20 protein-coding genes are annotated in these 19,442 nt (G+C 64.8%); 12 read left to right on the top strand and 8 right to left on the bottom strand.

Annotated features, from left to right (window positions below; all coding sequences use genetic code 11):
- Positions 1-9 precede the first annotated feature (9 nt).
- Both ABIB80_RS03155 and ABIB80_RS03150 read right to left on the bottom strand, forming a co-directional pair.
- On the bottom strand, positions 10-1,185 hold the full coding sequence (locus ABIB80_RS03155) for an HlyD family secretion protein (RefSeq protein ID WP_007598136.1): 1,176 nt from the start codon (positions 1,183-1,185) through the stop codon (positions 10-12).
- Positions 1,178-1,660: a MarR family winged helix-turn-helix transcriptional regulator gene (locus ABIB80_RS03150; RefSeq protein WP_007598134.1), complete on the bottom strand. Its 483-nt coding sequence runs from the start codon at positions 1,658-1,660 to the stop codon at positions 1,178-1,180. Before ABIB80_RS03150 ends, ABIB80_RS03155 begins: the two co-directional genes overlap by 8 nt.
- A 157-nt stretch (positions 1,661-1,817) precedes the next feature.
- Between ABIB80_RS03150 and ABIB80_RS03145 the strand changes: the two genes are divergently transcribed.
- From ABIB80_RS03145 to ABIB80_RS03120, 6 genes are all read left to right on the top strand, one after another.
- Complete coding sequence (locus tag ABIB80_RS03145; RefSeq protein ID WP_007598132.1) at positions 1,818-2,312, top strand: Fur family transcriptional regulator; 495 nt, start codon at positions 1,818-1,820, stop codon at positions 2,310-2,312.
- A gap of 36 nt (positions 2,313-2,348) precedes the next feature.
- Entirely contained in the window at positions 2,349-3,302 is a 954-nt protein-coding gene (locus tag ABIB80_RS03140) for a DMT family transporter (protein WP_219679767.1), read from the top strand.
- A gap of 12 nt (positions 3,303-3,314) precedes the next feature.
- A complete protein-coding gene (ispG, locus tag ABIB80_RS03135) occupies positions 3,315-4,598 on the top strand; it encodes a flavodoxin-dependent (E)-4-hydroxy-3-methylbut-2-enyl-diphosphate synthase (RefSeq protein WP_007598128.1) in 1,284 nt (427 codons plus the stop codon).
- 134 nt (positions 4,599-4,732) lie between these two features.
- Complete coding sequence (locus ABIB80_RS03130) at positions 4,733-5,629, top strand: TauD/TfdA dioxygenase family protein (RefSeq protein WP_007598126.1); 897 nt, start codon at positions 4,733-4,735, stop codon at positions 5,627-5,629.
- Positions 5,630-5,714: 85 nt separating this feature from the next.
- Positions 5,715-7,052 carry a Rieske 2Fe-2S domain-containing protein gene (locus tag ABIB80_RS03125; protein WP_007598124.1) on the top strand — a complete coding sequence of 446 codons (1,338 nt, stop codon included), beginning with the start codon at positions 5,715-5,717 and terminating at the stop codon, positions 7,050-7,052.
- A gap of 3 nt (positions 7,053-7,055) precedes the next feature.
- Entirely contained in the window at positions 7,056-7,877 is an 822-nt protein-coding gene (locus ABIB80_RS03120) for an N-acetylmuramoyl-L-alanine amidase (protein ID WP_354127076.1), read from the top strand.
- 26 nt (positions 7,878-7,903) lie between these two features.
- Here ABIB80_RS03120 and ABIB80_RS03115 read toward each other — a convergent pair whose 3' ends face one another.
- The 3 genes from ABIB80_RS03115 to ABIB80_RS03105 form a co-directional block, all read right to left on the bottom strand.
- Positions 7,904-9,511: a Na+/H+ antiporter gene (locus tag ABIB80_RS03115; protein ID WP_007598122.1), complete on the bottom strand. Its 1,608-nt coding sequence runs from the start codon at positions 9,509-9,511 to the stop codon at positions 7,904-7,906.
- A gap of 48 nt (positions 9,512-9,559) precedes the next feature.
- On the bottom strand, positions 9,560-10,429 hold the full coding sequence (bla, locus tag ABIB80_RS03110; RefSeq protein ID WP_007598118.1) for a class A beta-lactamase: 870 nt from the start codon (positions 10,427-10,429) through the stop codon (positions 9,560-9,562).
- Positions 10,430-10,620: 191 nt separating this feature from the next.
- Positions 10,621-10,995 carry a nuclear transport factor 2 family protein gene (locus ABIB80_RS03105; RefSeq protein ID WP_007598116.1) on the bottom strand — a complete coding sequence of 125 codons (375 nt, stop codon included), beginning with the start codon at positions 10,993-10,995 and terminating at the stop codon, positions 10,621-10,623.
- 94 nt (positions 10,996-11,089) lie between these two features.
- Between ABIB80_RS03105 and ABIB80_RS03100 the strand changes: the two genes are divergently transcribed.
- On the top strand, positions 11,090-11,518 hold the full coding sequence (locus tag ABIB80_RS03100) for a GFA family protein (RefSeq protein ID WP_007598114.1): 429 nt from the start codon (positions 11,090-11,092) through the stop codon (positions 11,516-11,518).
- A 180-nt stretch (positions 11,519-11,698) separates the two neighbouring features.
- On the top strand, positions 11,699-13,531 hold the full coding sequence (locus ABIB80_RS03095) for a caspase family protein (protein WP_007598113.1): 1,833 nt from the start codon (positions 11,699-11,701) through the stop codon (positions 13,529-13,531).
- Between the two features lie 132 nt (positions 13,532-13,663).
- On the opposite strand, the gene ABIB80_RS03090 is transcribed toward ABIB80_RS03095, so the two are convergent.
- Entirely contained in the window at positions 13,664-14,356 is a 693-nt protein-coding gene (locus ABIB80_RS03090) for a DUF1345 domain-containing protein (RefSeq protein WP_007598111.1), read from the bottom strand.
- Positions 14,357-14,363: 7 nt separating this feature from the next.
- Entirely contained in the window at positions 14,364-15,287 is a 924-nt protein-coding gene (locus tag ABIB80_RS03085) for a polyprenyl synthetase family protein (protein WP_007598109.1), read from the bottom strand.
- 160 nt (positions 15,288-15,447) lie between these two features.
- Here ABIB80_RS03085 and mtgA point away from each other — a divergent pair, with 160 nt between their 5' ends.
- The 3 genes from mtgA (at position 15,448) to ABIB80_RS03070 (ending at position 17,262) form a co-directional block, all read left to right on the top strand.
- Positions 15,448-16,122, top strand: a complete 675-nt coding sequence (gene mtgA / locus ABIB80_RS03080) for a monofunctional biosynthetic peptidoglycan transglycosylase (protein ID WP_007598107.1) — start codon at positions 15,448-15,450, stop codon at positions 16,120-16,122.
- A 170-nt stretch (positions 16,123-16,292) separates the two neighbouring features.
- Positions 16,293-16,475 (top strand): 50S ribosomal protein L32, encoded by a 183-nt coding sequence (gene rpmF / locus ABIB80_RS03075; RefSeq protein WP_007598106.1) that lies wholly within the window; start codon positions 16,293-16,295, stop codon positions 16,473-16,475.
- 142 nt (positions 16,476-16,617) lie between these two features.
- Positions 16,618-17,262, top strand: coding sequence for a hypothetical protein (locus tag ABIB80_RS03070; protein ID WP_007598105.1), 645 nt, complete (start codon positions 16,618-16,620; stop codon positions 17,260-17,262).
- Between the two features lies 1 nt (position 17,263).
- On the opposite strand, the gene ABIB80_RS03065 is transcribed toward ABIB80_RS03070, so the two are convergent.
- A complete protein-coding gene (locus tag ABIB80_RS03065) occupies positions 17,264-17,524 on the bottom strand; it encodes a hypothetical protein (protein ID WP_007598104.1) in 261 nt (86 codons plus the stop codon).
- A gap of 221 nt (positions 17,525-17,745) precedes the next feature.
- Here ABIB80_RS03065 and ABIB80_RS03060 point away from each other — a divergent pair, with 221 nt between their 5' ends.
- Entirely contained in the window at positions 17,746-19,440 is a 1,695-nt protein-coding gene (locus tag ABIB80_RS03060) for an EAL domain-containing protein (protein WP_354127075.1), read from the top strand.
- The last annotated feature ends 2 nt before the right edge of the window (positions 19,441-19,442 follow it).

Genomic DNA, 19,442 nt, shown 5'->3' with positions numbered 1-19,442 from the left:
GTCCTTGTCTCAGTCTTTGTCCGAATCTTTGTCTTGGCTCGCGGTCGCCGACAGGCCGAGCAGGCCGGCGAGCGAGCGCCGGTGGCCGGTGTCGATGGTGGCGTAGACGCTCATGCCGGCCTTCAGCTTGCGCACGTATTTGTCGCTCTCATCGAAATAGATGCGGATCGGCACGCGCTGCACCACCTTGACGAAATTGCCGCTGGCGTTCTGCGGCGGCAGGATCGCGAATTGCGCGCCGGTGCCGGGCGAGAGCGAGCCGATCTTGCCCTTGAAGAGATGGTTCGGGAACGCGTCGACCTCGAGCGTGACCGGCTGTCCTTCGGTGACATAGGTGAGGTCGCTCTCCTTCGGATTGGCGTCGACCCAGGGATGGGCGACGTCGATGATGGAGAACACCGGCGTGCCGGCGGCGACGTAGCGGCCGAGCTGAATCTGTTCGACCTGGGTTGCCACGCCATCCATCGGCGCGCGCAGCACGGTGTGGTCGAGGTTGCGCTGGGCATCGTCCAGCTTGGCTTTGGCTTGCGCGTAGGCGGGGAATTGCTCCAGCGGCAACTCGGGATTGCCGAGCAATTGGGTCTTGGCATTGGAGAGTTGCTGCTTGATGTATTGCGCCTGCGCGCCGGCGGTCACCAGCGCATTCGACGCGTTATCGAGATCGAGCTGCGAGCCGTAATTGTTCTTTACCAGCGCCTGCTTGCGCTCGACGTCGCGCTGCTTCAGGTCGACGCCCTGCTGGGCGAGGTTGAGCATGTCGCCGTAGATCTTGATGTTGGCAACGAGATTGTCATAGGTGATGCGGGCCTGGGCGAGTTGCGCTTTGGCTTCTTCCAGCGCATGACGGAACGGAGCGGGGTCGATCTCGAACAGCTCGTCGCCGTGCTTGACGATCTGGCCCTCCTTGACGACAACCTTCTGGATTTTGCCGGAGATATCGGGCGTCACCAGCACCTTCTGCGCGCCGACATAGGCGTCGTCGGTGCCGACGTAACGGCCGCCGTTGAGATAGAAAGTGAAGCCGGCAACTGCGACGACGATCGGCAGCACGACCAGAAGCAGGACGCGGCGATAACGGCGCAGGCCCGCCACCAGGCGGCGGCGCGGATTGGTGCCGGCTTTCTTGGTGGGCTTGCCGCCGTCGATTTTCTGCTCGGGCTGGAATTTGAGAACCTGATCAGCCATAGCGCTGCTCCTTACGCGCTTGTTCCGCTCCGCTGGTCTGGATCGCGGACCGCACGTTTTCCTTGATTGTTTCGAGTTGGGTGAGGAGGCGGTGGGCGTCCGCCGGAGTGATGCCGTCGAGCGCGTTGGCCGTGAGCTCGGATTTCAGCCCGCTCATCCGCCCGAGCAATTGCCGCCCGGCCTTCTTCAGGTACAGCCGCTTGACGCGGCGGTCCGAAGGATCGTTGCGTCGCTCGATCCAGTCGCTGTCACAGAGCTTGTCGATCAGGCGTGTCAGCGTGATCGGCTGCACCTCGAGAAGCTCGGCGAGTTCCGACTGCTTCATGCCTTCGCTACGCTCGACCTTGGCCAGCACCGCCCATTGCGCGCGGGTGATGCCGAAGCGCGAAGCTTCCTTGTCGGCATAGACCCGGAGCAGGCGATAGAGCTCGGCGAGCGTAAACAGGAAGTTCTGGTCCACGGGCCCTGGGCTCATGAGCTTGGTCTCCAATAAGCTTGGAATATAATAAGCAAGCTTATGATTATTTCATGGCGGGTTTGCGGGACGCTGTCCCGCAGGCCGAGCATGGCTGATGGCCGCATCGCCGGTCCTGCTTTGGGTTCCCCTTTCGAAATGGTAGAACGCCGGTCGCATGACCCTCGCAAAACCGGCATTTCCCGCGCCCGATCACGATCACGGCCGCTGTACCGCGGATGCGCTGGCGCATGCCGAGGCCGTTTGCGGAGAGCGCGCGCAGAAATTCACGCCGATACGCCGCCATGTATTGGGGGCGCTGCTCTCGAGTCACCGGCCGCTCGGCGCCTATGAGGTGATCGACGAGCTGGCGAAATCGATGCCGCGGCCGGCGCCGATCACGGTCTATCGTGCTCTCGATTTCCTGATGGCCAACGGCCTCGTGCACCGCATCGAAAGCCGCAACGCCTATCTCGCCTGCGCCGCTCACGACCACGACGCGACCTCGGCGGTGACGTTCCTGATCTGCGAGCGCTGTGGCCTGGTCGGCGAGATTCCGTCGGCATCCTTCGCCAAGGACCTCAACGCCGCCGCGCGCAGCTCAGGCTTCGCTCCCAAATTGTCCGTGGTGGAAATCACGGGCGTCTGCGCGCATTGTCAGAAAGCTGCTTAGAGCAACAACGGCGCAAAGCCGGTTTTTCAGGAAGAAATGTCCTCACCTCAAGCCATACCGTCCGCCGGTCGTCCCCTCAGTGCCGGCGCCATCGCCCTGATGCTCATGCTGTGCCTGACCTGGGGATTCAACCAGATCGCGGTGAAACTGGTGCTGCCGGACATCCCGCCGATGCTTCAGGCCACGTTCCGTTCGATGGGCGCGCTGCCGGTGCTGTTCATCATCGGCAGCTTGCGCGGCGTTAAATTCTTCGAACGCGACGGCACCTGGAAGCCCGGCGTGATCGCGGGACTGATGTTCGGCATCGAGTTCGTGCTGATCTTCCAGGGCCTGCGCTTCACACCGGCATCGCGGGCAGTCGTGTTCCTCTACACCGCGCCGTTCTTCGTCGCGCTCGGCTCCTACCAGGTGCTCGACGAGCGGCTTGGGGGGACGCAATGGCTGGGGCTCGCCATCAGCTTTGCCGGTGTCGCACTCGCGATCGGGGTGCCGCAGCCCAACGTCGATTCGCATGTCCTGCTCGGCGACCTCATGATCGTCGGCGGCGCCGCGCTGTGGGCGGCGACCACGCTGGTTGCCAAGGGCACCCGGCTGCGCTTCGCGGCGCCCGAGAAGGCGCTGGGCTACCAGGTCGCGACCTCGATCCCGATCCTGGGGCTGGCCGCCTGGCTGTTCGGGGAAACCATCCCGCACACCCCGTCGCCGCTGTCGCTGGGCCTGATGGCCTTCCAGGCGATCTGGGTCGTGGGAACCACGTTCACGCTTTGGTTCGCGCTGGTGAAGACCTATTCGGCCAGCAAATTGTCGGCTTTTACCTTCATCACCCCTTTGTTTGGCGTGGTGGGTAGTTATTTCATCATGCACGACACGCTGAACCTGACATTCGGGGCTGCCGCCGTCCTTGTCATTGCTGGGCTTTTTCTGGTTAACCGTCCCAGTCAATCCGCTGCGGCGCCGCGCGATGCATTGCTGAACGTCACCAAAACCTGATATTTGGACGCCATGAACAAGCTCGAAAACACCATCGATTCCGACGTTGCGGGCCCTGCGCCCCGGCATAAGACCACCCAGGTCAAGGTCGGCGACGTCGCCGTCGGCGGCGGCGCGCCGATCGTCGTGCAGTCGATGACCAACACCGACACCGCCGATATCGACGGCACCATCGCCCAGGTCGCAGCGCTCGCCCGCGCCGGCTCCGAAATGGTCCGCATCACCGTGGACCGTGAGGAGGCCGCCGCCGCCGTCCCGCACATCCGCGACGGCCTGCTCAAGCGCGGCATCACCACGCCGCTGATCGGCGACTTCCACTATATCGGCCACAAGCTGCTCGCGGCCTATCCGGCCTGCGCCGAGGCGCTCGCCAAATATCGCATCAATCCCGGCAATGTCGGCTTCAAGGACAAGCGCGACACCCAGTTCGCCGACATCATCGAGATCGCCAACAAGAACAACAAGCCGGTACGCATCGGCGCCAATTGGGGCTCGCTCGACCAGGAGCTGCTGACCAAGCTGATGGACGAGAACGCCGCGTCCGCCGATCCGCGCGATGTGCGCGCGGTGACGCGCGAAGCCATGGTGCAGTCCGCGCTGCTCTCGGCCGCGCGCGCCGAAGAGCTCGGCATGCCGAAGAATCGCATCATCCTCTCGGCCAAAGTCTCGGCCGTGCAGGATCTGATCGCGGTCTACCAGGATCTCGCCAGCCGTTCCGACTACGCGATCCACCTCGGCCTGACCGAGGCCGGCATGGGCACCAAGGGCATCGTGGCGTCCTCGGCCGCGCTCGGCATCCTGTTGCAGCAGGGCATCGGCGACACCATCCGTATCTCGCTGACGCCGGAGCCCGGCGGCGACCGCACCCGTGAGGTGCAGGTCGGTCAGGAGCTCTTGCAGACCATGGGCTTCCGCACCTTCGTGCCGCTGGTTGCGGCATGCCCCGGCTGCGGCCGCACCACTTCAACTACGTTCCAGGAACTGGCCAGCTCGATCCAGGGTTTCATCCGCGACGAGATGCCGACCTGGAAGACGAAATATCCCGGCGTGGAAGAGCTCAACGTCGCGGTGATGGGCTGCATCGTCAACGGCCCTGGCGAATCCAAGCACGCCAATATCGGCATCTCGCTGCCGGGCACGGGCGAGGCGCCGGCTGCCCCGGTGTTCGTCGACGGCAAGAAATTCCGCACCCTGCGCGGCCCGACCATCTCCGCCGACTTCAAGGCCCTCGTGATCGACTACATCGAGCAACGCTACGGCCAAGGCGCCAAGGTGCCGGTGACCGCGGCGGAGTAGGCCTTTTGCGGCGTGTAGCCCGGATGGAGCGCAGCGAAATCCGGGTTCTCGCAAGCTGACGAACTCAACCCGGATTGCGCTTCGCTCCATCCGGGCTACGATGTCCCCAATCAAGAGCGATCGGGAGACACGCCATGAGCTCACTCGCCGGCAAGCAGGGCCCGCGCTATCGCCACGCTACGGACGACGGCGTGCCTTACGAGACGCTTCGGGTCGAAAAGCTCACGCCCATCATCGGCGCGGAAATCTCCGGCGTCGACATCGGCAAGCTCGTTTCCGACGATGCGCGCTCCAACCGGCAGATCGACGAGGTCCACCGCGCGCTTGCCGAAAACCTCGTCATCTTCTTCCGCGACCAGACCATCACGCCACAACAGCATCTCGCCTTCGGCCGCAAGTTCGGCGAGCTGCATTTTCATCCCGCCGCGCCGCATGAGGATGAAGACCCGGCGCTGATGAAGATCTATGCGGATGCGAATTCGCCGCGCGCCAACGGCGAGGGCTGGCATTCCGACGTGTCCTGCGATCTCGAGCCGCCGATGGGCTCGATCCTCTACATCAAGCAGTGCCCGCCGCGTGGCGGCGACACGCTGTTCGCCAACATGTACGCCGCCTACGAGGCGCTGTCGGACCGGATGAAGGCCTATCTCGACGGGCTGACTGCGTTGCATGACGGCGAGCCGATCTATCGCGGGCTCTACGCCAATTACGGCGTCGTCGACCGTCCCTCCTATCCGAGTGCCGAGCATCCCGTGGTGCGCACACATCCGGTCACGGGCAGGAAGGCGCTCTACGTCAACCGCGGCTTCACCCGCCACATCAACGGAATCCCGCGCGACGAGAGCGATGCGATGCTGGCCTATCTCTACCAGCACGCCGAGAACCCGCTGTTCCAGTGCCGCTTCCGCTGGACCCAGAATGCCATCGCCTTCTGGGACAACCGCTGCACCCAGCACCGTGCGATGTGGGACTACTGGCCGCATACGCGCTCAGGCACACGGGTGACGGTGAAGGGGGAGCGGCCGGTTTAATCCGCCTGCGCACCGCTTCCGCGTTGACGTCTTCCCGCGTCCGCGCCAATCTTGCCGAAAACAAAGACCGTCGGGAGGATTTTCCATGCTCCGCGCCGAGGACAACAAATTCCTGACCGAGTCGGGCCCGGGAACGGGCATGGGCGAATTGTTGCGCCGGTTCTGGATTCCCGTTCTTCTGTCCGAAGAACTTCCCGAACTGGACGGCGAGCCGAAGAAGATCATCGTTCTCGGCGAGGAGCTGCTCGCCTTCCGCGATACGCGCGGCGTTGTCGGATTAATCGATCAGTACTGCCCGCATCGCGGCGCCAATCTCTGGCTCGGGCGCAACGAGGAATGCGGCATCCGCTGCGTCTATCACGGCTGGAAGTTCGACACCGACGGGAGGTGCGTCGACATGCCGACCTCCTATCCCGATCTCAACGCCAAGGATCTCATCCGCATCAAATCCTATCCGGCGCGCGAATGGGGCGAGATGATCTGGGCCTATATGGGTCCCGCGGATGCGATGCCCGAGCTGCCGGATCTCGAAATGGCGCTGCTGCCGGCCTCGCACCGCTACGTCAGCAAGAAATGGCAGGACTGCAACTGGGTGCAGGCGCTGGAAGGCTCGATCGACACCGCACATTTCACCTTCGCCCATCTCTCCTTCGACAAGGAGGAGAACGAGATTTTGGATATCAAGAAGCATTTCGTGAATCCGATCGCGCGGATGTCGAGCGATCACATGCGCTGGATCGCGGAGGATCCGCGCCCTGTGATCAAGATCGCTCCGCACGCGGCGGGCCTCACCATCGCCGGCGGGCGGCTCACGGGCCGCGATGACATCTACTGGCGCATTGCGCAGTTTCTGATGCCGTTCCACGCCTATGCCCCGAGCGCGATGCCGGGCGAGAACATCTTTGGCCAGACCTTCGTGCCCGTCACCGACACCAATTGCTGGATCTACACCTATGCCTGGAATCCGGAGCGGCCGCTGACGCAAGCCGAGCGTGACGCCTTTGACCGCGGCAATGGCGTGATCGCGGAGGTCGGCGACGATTACGTGCCGCTGCGCCACAACGGCAATGACTATCTGATTGATCGCAAGCTGCAGAAAACCAGGAGCTACACCGGCATCAAGGGTGTATCCGAACAGGACGCGGCCGTACAGGATAGCCAGGGTCCCATCGCCGATCGCACCCGCGAGCATCTCGGTCCGACCGATCTCGGTATCATGCATTTCCGGAAAGTCGTGATGGAACTGGCGCGAGCGCTTCAGCAGGGCGAGCCGCCGCCGCAGGTCGCGCATCAGGATCGCTACGCCGTGCGCTCGGGCGCCTGCGTCACCAGCAAGGCCAAGGACCTTTCCGCGGTGATGCTGGAGCGTTTCGGCGACGTCACAGGCTTTGTCGGCCGGCCGCGAACAGCGGCAGCGGAGTAGCACTTGGGGCAGCCGCGCAGCATCCTTGCAAGTCTCGTCTCCACGCTCGTCGCGTCGATCTTGCTATGGTCGCTGGCGCCTGCAGGTGAGGGCCATGCTGCGATCGCGCGGAAAATCGCGAAATCCAAGCCGCCGCACGCGCCGGTCAAGTGTGAGATGTCGAAATTCCGGATCGTCGTGGATGTCGGGCACACCCCGGACTCCTACGGCGCGTTGAGCGCACGCAACGACACCGAGTTCGGCTTCAACTTCCGGCTTGCAAGTCTGATCACGGCGAAGCTCAAGGCCGAAGGCTTTGCCGCGACCCGGCTGCTCGTCACGGACGGCAAGGCCCGGCCGAGCCTGCTCAAACGCGTCAGCACCGCGAATGGTGCCCGGGCCGATCTCTTCCTGTCGATCCATCACGATTCGGTGCCGGACAAGCTGATCGAGACCTGGGAGTTCGACGGCGCGAACAGCTATTTCAGTGACCGCTTTTCGGGCCACTCTCTGTTTGTGTCGGAGCGGAATCCGCACTTCGCCGCAAGCTTGATGCTGGCCCGGATGATCGGCAGGCAGTTGAAAGAGCAGGACCTGCATTATGCCAGCCAATACAGCCTGCCGGTGATGGGCCGCTACCGGCGCCAATTGCTCGACAAGGATGTCGGCGTCTACCGCTATGACGGGCTCGTCGTGCTCTCGCAAACCCGTAGCGCCGCAGTGCTGCTCGAAGCGGGCTCCATCATCAACCGCGACGAGGAAATGGCGATGAACTCGCCGGAGCGTCAGGAGATCATTGCGGGCGCCGTGGCGGTGGCGATGAGGGAATTTTGCGAGAGGCGGTAGTTTGCACCGCCAGCAATGACGGGAATCTACAGCGGCCCTCCCCGGTACTCCCGGTTTGCCAAACTCGCCTCCTCCAGGTCCAGATCCCGCTCGATCCTCCGGCGCGTCTCGTCGGTGATCTGGCCGTCGCGCAGCAGGTCATGGATGAATTTGCGCTCGGCGGCGATCAGGTCGCGGGTCAGCGCGGTACCTGCGGCGGAGACGTCGTGGTGGGTGGGATCGAGCGAATCGGGCAGCTGGTTGACCCGGATCTCGTGGCGGGCGCGCAGGAGCCGCATCACCTCGTCCGACACGTCCTTCTCCTCGGTCAGCGCATCGAGCGACGTCAGGGCGGCATCGAGGGCCTGGCGCCGTGCCGCGATCTCGGACTCGTGCTCGGCGGCATGCTCGCTGCGGCCGGCGTCCGCGACACCGAGCCAACGCACCACCGGGGGCAGTGTGAGGCCGACGCCGATCAGCGTGATGAAGATGACACCGAAGGCAACGAACAGGATCAGGTCGCGAAACGGAAAGGCCTCGCCGCCCGGCAGCGTGAACGGCAGCGCCAGTGCCGCCGCCAGCGACACCGCGCCGCGCACGCCGGTGAACGCAAGCACGAACGGCCATTGCCATGGCGGTGACGGATCGCGCGCACGCAGCGACTTGCTGAGCATTCGTGGCAGATAGGTCGCGGGATAGAGCCAGGCGAAGCGTGCGATCACGACGACCGCCAGCACCACGGCGGTCGCAATCATGATGTCGTCGAGCGGGAACGCTTTCGACTTCTCGTAGAGCGCGCGCATCTGGAATCCGGTGAGCAGGAACAGCAAGCCCTCAATCAGATAGATCACGAGGTCCCAGAAGAAGATTCCTTGCAGGCGCGTCGATGCCGAGATCAGCAGCGGGCCGTTCCAGCTCACATAGAGGCCACAGGCAACGGTGGCGATCACGCCGGAGCCTCCGAGATGTTCGGGCAGCCAATAGGACACGTAGGGCGTGATCAGCGACAGCGTCAGCTCGACCTGCGGATCCCCCGACCATTTGCGGAAACGCAGGGAGAGCCAGCCGACACCAATGCCGAAGGCGATCTCCCCGGCGACGATGAGCAGGAACTCGCCGCCTGCCAGAGGCAGCGAGAAATGCCCGACCATGATTGCGGCGAGCGCGAACCGATAGAGGATCAGCGCGGTGGCGTCATTCGCGAGCCCTTCGCCTTCGAGAATGACCATGAGCCTGCGCGGCAGATGCAGCCGGCGCGCGATCGCGAGCGGCGCCACCACGTCGGGCGGCGCGACGATGGCGCCGAGCAGGAAGCCGATCGTCCAGGGCAGGCCGATCAAATAGTGGGTGGCGGTTGCGACCAGTGCTGTGGTGAAGATCACCGCGCCGACCGCGAGCATCACAATGGGGCGAAGATTCTTTTTGAATTCGCGCCAGCTCATCGCCACGCTCGCCGAATAGATCAGCGGCGGCAGCACCATCAGTAGCACCAGTTCCGGCGGTAGTTCGACCGGTGGCATGCCCGGCACGAAGGCGAGGCCGACGCCGGAGAGCATCAGCAGAATGGCAGGCGCGATGTTGAAGCGGCGGGCGACAAGCGCGGTGCCCGCCAGCACGGCGAGTAGGATGAGAAAGGTCTGAAATTTCGCTTCCATGATGATCTGTCTTCACCCGGAAGCGGCCGCAAGGTCAATGCGTGCGGCTTACGCCAGCCGCTCGGCCACGATGTGCCCGATGCGTGCGAACACGGCTTCGATCTGTGCCGCGCTCGGCGTGCCGCCCTGGGTATAGGCCGCGATCAGGATCGGGGCATCGGGTTTCGTATCGGGCTTGGGCCAGGCCACCGCGATGTCGCCCGAGGCGTCCTTGCCGTTGTTGCCGGTCTTGTCGCCGATCTTCCAGCTTGCGGGAAGCCCGCCGCGCAGCCGGTTCGCGCCGGTCTTGCAACCCACCAGCCAGTCCGTGAGCTGCGCACGCGAGGTCGCCGACAGCGCCTCGCCCGTCACAAGCCGGCGCAGATTGCCTGCCATCGCCGCCGGCGTCGTGGTGTCGCGGGGATCGCCGGGCGGTGAGCGGTTGAGCTCGGGCTCGTTGTGGTCGAGCCGTGAGGTGGTGTCGCCGAGCGACCGCCAGAACGCGGTGAGTGCGGCGGGACCGCCGATCCGCGCCAGCAGCAAATTGGCGCAGGTGTTGTCGCTGAGCTCGACGATCGCCTTGCACATCTCGGTGACCGACATTGCGCCGGCGGCAATGTTTTGCTTGGCGACCGGTGCGTACTCCAGCAGGTCGGCCTTGCCGTACGGGATCATGGCCGCAAGCTGATCCTCGCCACGATCGACCCGCGCCAGTACGCAGGCCGCGAGCGAAGCCTTGAATGTCGAGCACATGACGAACCGTTCGTCGGCGCGCCATGCGAGCTTCGCGCCGGTCGCGAGGTTCTCGGCATAGACCCCGATCCGGCCGCCGCTCTCGCGCTCATAGGCTTCGAGTTCAGGTAGCGCGTCCGCGGCGAGCGCGGGAGAGGCGGCAATCCAGCACAGCGAGGCAAGCAGCGAACGGCGGTCGAGAAGCATGGGGAACCTTTTGAGCGAGGCGGGCGGGGTGGAGATGCGGCATGCACTCCATCCGCATCATCATTGCGAGCGCAGCGAAGCAATCCAGTCTGCCTCCGCGGAAAGACTCTGGATTGCTTCGCTGCGCTCGCAACGACGGAGGATGTGGGACGAGTGCGCCCGATTTCGGGCAGCGGAAGATTAGGCCCCCCTCACTCCCGCAGATCATACCGATAAGACTTCGATACGATCTGCCAGCCGTCGGCGAGCTTCATCGCCACCAGATAGTCCGTGAAAAAACGCGGCGGCAGTTGGCATCGGACCTTGATGAAGGCGGTCTTGTCGTCGGAACGGTCGATCGTGACGATGAAATCCTCGCGCGGCTTGCCTTCGGCCTTGCCGGAGGGACGCTTGCGCACGCGGTCGAGCCAGTCCGGCACGGTCAGCACCTGCAGCTCACCCTTCTCGACCCAGCGCAAATCGGCGGAGGGATGGAAGATGGCGCCGAGCTTTTCGGCATCGCCCTCATAAAGTCCGTCGAAATAGGATTGCACGACGGCTTCGACACTCGAACGGTTCTGGCTCATGGGTCATCCCTTTGAATGATGGCTCGGGGCGAACTTAGTCGTACACGTCAAAATGCGCTATGGGAGTGCGTACCATTTGCGCGAGGACACTGTGATGACCGGATCAGAGAATTCGAACGCTCGTATCCTGGTCGGCGAATGCTACTGCCGCGCCGTGCGCTACGAGGTGGCGGACGCGTTCTCTTATGCGATGAACTGCCACTGCTCGGATTGCCGCCGCACCACCGGCGCCGCCTTCAAGCCGTTCGCCGGTATCGAGCAGGGCAAGCTCCGCATCGTCAGCGGCGAGAACCAGCGCACCATCTACGGCGACGACACCACCCATGACGCCCACTGCGCCCGCTGCGGCTCGCTGCTTTATTCCCGGGTGCGCGAGGGAAAATGGGTCCATGTCGCCATGGGAACCCTGGTCGATGCCCCCTCGATCCGACCGAGCGCCCACATTTTCGTGGGCTCGAAGGCGCCTTGGCACGAGATTACGGATAATCTGCCGCAATATCGGGGCCACGTGGGAGATGCCTGAGGGAATCTGCTGTGCACTCGTTTCTCGGCGAACCGCGGCCGGACTGGCGCGACAAACAAAAGGGGCCTTTCGGCCTGCCGCTGGCACCACCTTCGTGACCTCCGTCACAAGCGTCCGCGACGGACCCTGCTAAAGCCGTCCCAAAGGGGCTCGAACGGCCCTGAACCCGGAAGTCGTGTCATGCGCAAATTGCTCAGACTTTGCCCCCTTCTCCTCGCCGTCGCGCTGCTATTCGGCACCGGGCCCGCTTTCGCCGGAAAGCGCGTCGCGCTGGTGATCGCCAACTCCGCCTACCAGCATGCGCCGTCGCTGACGAACCCCGTCAATGACGGTTCGGTGATGGCCCGGACGCTGAAGGAGGCCGGGTTCGACATCGTCGATTCCCGGCACGACCTGACGGCGCAGGAAACCCGACGCGTGCTGCGCGAATTTGCCGACGGGACCCGCGATGCCGATATCGCCGTGGTCTATTATGCCGGCCACGGCATCGAGGTCGAAGGCTCGAACTATCTGATCCCTGTCGACGCCAAGCTGGAGCGTGACACCGACGTCTTTGACGAGGCGCTCTCCCTCGACCGCGTCCTGGTCGCGGTCGAACCGGCCAAGCAGCTTCGCCTGGTGATCCTGGACGCCTGCCGTGACAATCCGTTCGGCAAGACCATGAAGCGCACGGTCGCGTCGCGCGGCATCGGCCGCGGCCTCGCCCAGGTCGAGCCGACCAGCCCCAACACGCTGATCGCCTATTCGGCCAAGGCCGGCTTCACGGCGCAGGATGGCGACGGTGCGAACAGCCCCTTCACCGTGGCGCTGTCCAAGCATCTGACGACGCCGGGCCTCGACGTCCGCCGCGCCTTCGGCTTCGTGCGCGACGACGTGCTCAAGTCGACAGGTAACAAGCAGGAGCCGTTCGTCTATGGCTCGCTCGGCGGCGAGGACGTGCCGCTGGTGCCGGTCAAGGTGACGGCTGCGGCTCCCGCCGCGCCCGCGCCGAACCCGCAAGCCGACATCCGCCGCGATTACGAACTCGCGCTCCAGGTCGGCAACAGGCCGGCATGGGAGGCGTTCCTTGCCCAGCATTCCGACGGCTTCTATGCGAGCCTTGCCAAGCTTCAGCTCGAAAAAATCGGCGCCGAGCAGGCTCATGCGGCGGCCACCGAGAAGGCGAAGCAGGCCGAGGCCGAGCGCGATCGTCTTGCCGCACTTGGCGCGCAGAAGGATACGCAGGCCAAGGCAGTCGCCGATGCGAAGGCCGCCGAGCAGGTACAGCTTGCGGCGCAAAGGGCCAAGGAGCAGGCGCAGCAGCAGGCGGCCGCCGCCGAGCAGCAGCGCGTCAATCTCGCCGCCGCGGCGCCGAGTGCGGCGCCAGCCACCACGGCGAGCCCCGCCGGCACAAACGTCGCGTCGCTGACGCCGGCCACCGCGCCGGCCGATCTCAGCCGCTCGGTGCAGACCGAACTCGGCCGCGTCGGCTGCTTCTCCGGCGCCGCCGACGGCAACTGGACCGCGTCCGCGCAGCGCTCGTTGTCGCAGTTCAACCGTTATGCCGGCACCAAGCTCGACGTGAAGGTGGCGAGCACCGATGCGCTCGACACGGTCAAGTCGAAGCAGTCGCGCGTCTGTCCGCTGGTTTGCGAGCACGGCTTCAAGACCGACGGCGACAAATGCACCAAGATCGTCTGCCGTGATGGTTATGCGGTCAACGACGACAACGAGTGCGAGAAGCAGCGTGCCGCCAAGCCTGCGACCGCCAAGCCTGCGACCGCAAAGCGTGACGATGGCGACGAGCGTCCCGCGCGGCAGCGTCGTCAAGCCGGCGGTGAGGCTGCCGGAGCGGCCGGCGGCTTTGGTGGCGCTGCGGGCATCGCTGCTGCCGCTGGCGCCAGCCGCCGCTCGAGCGGCGGACAGCTATTCTGCAATAGCGCCGGCTGCCGTCCGGTCAACCGCGGCTGCCATCTCGAATATCGCGGCGGCGGCGGCCCCGGCAACGATGCCAATGCCGAGGTGTGTAATTAACTCCCAATGTCGTCCTGGCGAAAGCCAGGACCCATTACCCCAGGGAGAAGTTGCGGCGCCGAGGAGCCAACCACCAGTCTTCGCAAAACCACGGCCGGTGGCAATGGGTCCTGGCTTTCGCCAGGACGACGACTACGTCGAGATCGCGCTCGCCGCGATGTTGACCGTCAGCGCCAGCAAGGCCGTATTGTAGATGAATGAGACGATGCCGTGCGCGGTCGCGGTGCGGCGGATGGTCTTGTCGGAGATGCCGACGTCGGAGACCTGCGCGGTCATGCCGATCACGAACGAGAAATAGACGAAGTCCCAATAATCCGCGTGGTCTTCCTTGTCGCCGCTGGGAAACTGAAGGCCGCCCGGCGTGGCGTGCCGGTAATAATCATGCGCGTAATGCAGGGCGAAGATCGTGTGCACGGCGGCCCACGACAACACGATGGTGGTGATTGCGATGCTCAGCTCCAGGACGCCGCGATGCGGCGTTCCAAGCTCGGAGACGATCGCGGCGATGCTGGCGAAGGCGCCGATCGCCGTCACCAGCAGGATCACGAAGCGGCCATCGTCCTGCATCGCTGCGGCGCGGCGGATGTGCTGGTGGTCGTTGCATAGCATCATCGCGTAGACCAGCACCAGATAAACGGCGATCAACGCATCCCAGCCGAACAGAAGCCGCGTGACCAGCCGGTGCGAACCCGGGATGAGCAGGCAGACGAGAATACCAACAGCAAGCGACATGAACGTCCGCGGACGCGCATAAATCAGCCGCATCGGCCGCGACATCTTGCGAAAGCGGGCGAGGGCGGGGTCTTCCTTGCTGCCGCCCGCCATCGCGCTATCAGCTCTTCCGTTCGGCCACGAACCGCGCAGCCGCTTGCAGCACGGCGGCCCGTTCGCCGAAGATCGACACGGCGCTGTCGGCGCGCGCGAGCAGGTCGCGCACGCGCTGCTTGGCGCCTTCGATGCCGAGCTGGGTGACGAAGGTGGTCTTGCCGAGCGCTGCATCAGCGCCGGCAGGCTTGCCGAGCGCGGCGGCATCGCCTTCGACGTCGAGCAGGTCGTCGGCGATCTGGAAGGCTTCGCCGAGCGCGCGGCCGTAATCGTCGAGCGCCTGATATTCCTTTTGTGAGGCCTGGCCGAGGATCGCGCCGGCGACGCAGCCGTAGCGCAGCAGCGCGCCGGTCTTCATCTGCTGAATGCGGGCGACGTCGATCGGCTCGTTGCCGCCAAAGCGGCCTTCGCCGGCGAGGTCGAGAATCTGGCCGCCGACCATGCCGCCGATGCCGGCGCAGCGCGCCAGTGCGCGCGTCAGCAGGAGCCGCACATTGGCGTCGCGATGGATCTCGTCGCGGGTGATGATGTCGAAGGCGAGCGTCAACAGGCCGTCGCCCGCGAGGATCGCGGTCGCGTCGTCGGTCTTCTTGTGCAGGGTCGGGCGCCCGCGGCGCAGGTCCGAATTGTCCATCGCCGGCAGATCGTCGTGGATCAGCGAATAGCAGTGGATGCATTCGAGCGCCGCACCGGCGAGCAGTGCGGCTTCGCGCGACACGCCGAACACGGCCGCGCTTTCGACCACCAGGAACGGCCGCAAGCGCTTGCCGCCATTGAGGCTCGAATAGCGCATTGCGTCCATCAGTCGCTTGGGACGGGCGATCTCATCGTGCAGGATGTCGTCCGACAGCAGGCGCCCGAGCAGGGCCTCGGTGTCATCAGCGGTCTTGTCCAGACGTTTGGCGAAATCGGACGGGGACGTGCCGGTCATCAAGAAGGGCTCCAGAACTAAAATTCGGCGGGACAATCCTTTATGCGCCCGCCTCAGTCAATCGTTTGGAAGGCCTAAAAAGTGCTGGAAAAGGCCCGAATTATCACAGACTTAATGCCGGGCCCGTGGCCGCGTTTCGTTCTGCGCCGGAAAGGTTGATTTGCGCGTCGTCAAAACCCTTCTCCTGGTGCTCGCGGTCGCGGCTCTCGCGCCCTATGTCATCGCGCCGTTCTACCGTGCCGGCCATCCCGTTTCGGCGCTGATGGTCTGGCGCTCGCTTCGGGGTGCGCCGATGCAGCGGGCATGGATCGATCTGGCGGCGATGTCGCCCTCGCTGCCACGCTCGGTGGTGGCAGCCGAGGACGCCCATTTCTGCAAGCATCACGGCATCGACTGGGGTGCGCTGCGTGAGGCGATCGACGATGCGAAGGAGGACGGCACCCCGTTCCGGGGCGCTTCCACCATCACCCAGCAGGTGGCGAAAAACTTGTTCCTCTGGCAGGGGCGGGACTTCGTCCGCAAGGCGCTGGAATTCCCGTTGGCGCTGTGGATCGATCTCGTCCTGCCGAAGGCACGGATCCTGGAGATTTACCTCAACATCGCCGAACTGGGACCACAGGGCCAGTTTGGGGCCGAGGCGGCCAGCGCCTATGCTTTCGGCAAGTCGGCGGCGAACCTCTCCCCCCGGGATGCGGCGCTTCTGGCCTCGATCCTGCCGAATCCGGTCAAACGCAGCGCCAGGACGCCGGGACCGGGTGTCCGGCGGCTGGCCGGGACCTATGTGGCGAGGGCGCAGGCCAGCTCGCTTTCGACCTGCTGGCGGGAGAATCGCTGATTTCGGGTCCTTTTCGGGCGCATTTTCCGGCCCCAGAGCCCTAGATTTAAGGCAGGCCTTCCTCTATAAGCCCGGCCTTGACCGGCATTCAGCTCGCCTCGGTTTGCGGGTGCTGAGCCGTCCCTCCGCGGACGATGCCCTGATGACACCAATCCCTAGAGGATACTGAAATGGCCGTTCCGAGAAGAAAAACCTCGCCGTCGCGCCGTGGCATGCGCCGCTCGGCTGACGCCATCAAGAAGCCGACCTATGTGGAAGACAAGGATTCCGGCGAGCTCCGTCGTCCGCACCATCTCGACCTCAAGACCGGCATGTACAAGGGCCGTCAGGTCCTGAAGAAGAAAGAGTCCTGAGTTCGGACCTTTCTTTGGGCAGGACGATCGGGCCTGCCTGATTTCGGCCAACCCATGAGATATGACAGTGACGGCGGCGGAGCTAATGCTTCGCCGCCGCATTGTCCTGTCTGGATATCTTGATCGAGAAGGCATTTCGCCGATGGTCGGTTTCCCGCTGCTCCTGATCCCGCTCGCGGTCTACAACATCATCGCTTTCCTGATGCCGAGCGTGTCCTTTACGGACGTGCTGTTCAAGGTGCCGATGATCACGGGCGAGGCCTGGCCGGTCACGCTCGCCGACGTGATGCTCGCGCTAGGTGTCGTGCTGCTGCTGCTCGAAGTGGTCAAGGGCGCGCGGCCCGGTTCGAAATTCCTGATGGATCATTTGCTGTCACTGATCGTGTTCGGCGCGGCTGCGGCCGAATTCGTGATGTGGCCGAAATTCGGCAACTCCACCTATTTCCTTCTGGTGCTGCTCGCGATGGCCGATTTCCTCGGCGGCATCGCCCAGCGTACCCGCCGCCGCGTGGCTTATGTCGCCGAGACCGCACCAGCGCCGCGCAAGGCCAGGCGTCAGGCCGAGACGCCGGCAGATGAAGGGACGTTCGAGCCCAAGTTCGAGCCAGTGCCCGCTCCGCAACCAGCTCCGGCGGAGCCGCCCGCGCCTACGGCACAATCGGTCGCCGAATCCGTGCTGATGGATCACCCGGCGCCGAAGCCTGTGAGTACGCCTTCACCGGAAATTCCCTCGCCGCATTTGCAGCCGGGCAACGGCACCCAGCCGTCTCCCGACGCGCCGCGCTGATTCAAGCCACCTGCCGCGTGCGCGCGGTGACGCTCGGAAGCGGGCGCTTGCTGCCATAGGCGACCTGCGCATCCCCGGAAGACGCGCGGCGGAGCCGGGTCGCCTGGGGCAGGTGCTCGGCATTGGCGATGAGCTGGGTGACGAAGCTGGGATCGGGGCGCGGCAGCGGTGCCTTGTGGACCCACTGCAGAATCGGCATCAGCGGCACCAGAGCCGAGCCCGTGCTGTTGTCCGAGGCGTTCGATCGATCGGTACTCAACATCGCAATCACCGTTGACCCGGCGAAGATCGTCTCGTTTCGAGACGCTGGCGCCGGTGCGTGTCATGTACTCGCAAGGCCTATGCCGGGCGGGCCGGTTTGGTTCCTGCGCGTGAGGAAACGTGGTTTCCAAATTGTTTATCAACTTTGCCTAGGGTCAATGGCGAATCTGGCTTTATCCTGTGCCGACTCAGGACTCCCCGCTGTCCCGAAACGAGGCGATTTTGACCCCCGCATTGCCGCAAGCCTCCGACATCCTGGCCGCCCTCGGCCAGGCCGTGTTCGCCTGGGACATCGCTAGCGATGCCATCGTTTGGGGTGAGCAGGTCGGCGCCATCTTTCCTGGCATTCCCCCTGAACGGCTGGCCACCGGCGCCGAATTCGCCAGGCTGATCGAGCCCGCGCAATCGCTGCGGACCGCCGCGCTGGCGCAGACCTCAGCCGTGCATGGCGCCGACGGCACGGCCTACCGGATCGAGTACGGCGTGCGCATGAGCGCCACCGATCCCGTGGTCTGGATCGAGGAGACCGGCCGCTGGTTCGCCGGTCCCGATGGCCGCCCGGTGCGTGCGATCGGGTCGGTCCGCATCAACAATGAACGCCATGCCCGCGACGAGGAACTGACGAAGCTGGCCCGGCTCGATCCGCTGACCGGCGAGCTCAATCGCTCGCATCTGATCGCCGCGCTGGCCGAGGCTATCGAGGAGGCGACCCGTTTCCGCTCGACCGCGGCCTTCATGCTGGTCGGCATCGATCATCTCGCGCGTGTGAACGAGGCCTTCGGCTTCGACGTTGCCGACGCCGTGATCCTCGACGTCGCCACGCGCATTCGCGCGCGCTTGCGCGGTGGTGACGTGCTCGGCCGCTTCTCCGGCAACAAGTTCGGCCTGATCCTGAAGAATTGCACCGTCGACGACATGAACGTCGCCGCCGAGCGCTTCCTCGCCGGCATCCGCGACGAGGTGGTGCCGACCAAATCCGGGCCGGTGTCGGTCACCGCCTCGATCGGTGCGGTCAGCGTGCCGCGCTATGCCCGCAACACCGATGAAGCCGTCAATCGCGCCCACGAGACCCTGGACACGGCGAAACAACGCCGCGTTGGCTCGTTCGCAACCTGGCGCCCGGATGCCGCGCGCGACGCACAGCGCCGCGTCAACATCCGCGTCACCGACGAGATTGTCACCGCACTGAATGAGCGCCGCATCAAGCTCGCTTATGAGCCGGTGGTCGCTGCCCTCTCGCGCGAGTGCGCCTTTCACGAATGCCTGGTGCGAATGGACCAGGGCGACGGCCAGGTGCTGCTTGCGCCCGACATCGTGCCGGTCGCGGAACGGCTCGGCCTGATCCGCCTGGTCGATCACCGCGTGCTCGAGCTGGTGGTCGCCGAGCTCGCCGCCGCGCCCGACATCTGCCTCAGCCTCAACATCTCCCCGGACACCACCATGGACCCGGATTGGTGGGCCGGAATCGAATCGCTCATGCGCGCCCATCCCGGCGTCGCCGAGCGGCTGATCGTCGAGATCACCGAAACCGTCGCGATCCAGGACATCGACGACGTGCGCGGCTTCGTCACCCGGCTGAAGAATTTCGGCAGTCGCATCGCCATCGATGATTTCGGCGCCGGCTACACCTCGTTCCGCAATCTGCGCAAGCTCGGCGTCGACATCGTGAAGATCGACGGCGCGTTCGTGCAGAACATCACTCGCTCGGCCGACGACCGCGCCTTCGTGCAGACCCTGATCGACCTCGCCCGCCGCCTCGACATCAAGACGGTGGCCGAATGGGTGCAGGACGAAGAAGCTGCGAACATGCTGCGCGACTGGGGCTGCGACTACATCCAGGGCCGCCTGATCGGGCTCGCCTCAGCCGACCGCCCCTGGGGCGCGCCGCCGGACAGCGTGCTGCCCGCGGCAGGATAGGA

The sequence above is a fragment of the Bradyrhizobium sp. i1.15.2 genome (assembly GCF_040548425.1).
GTDB classification, from domain to species: Bacteria; Pseudomonadota; Alphaproteobacteria; order Rhizobiales; family Xanthobacteraceae; genus Bradyrhizobium; species Bradyrhizobium canariense.
Note: the sequence above shows the minus strand (reverse complement) of the source record. Positions and strands in the feature narration are given on the sequence as shown.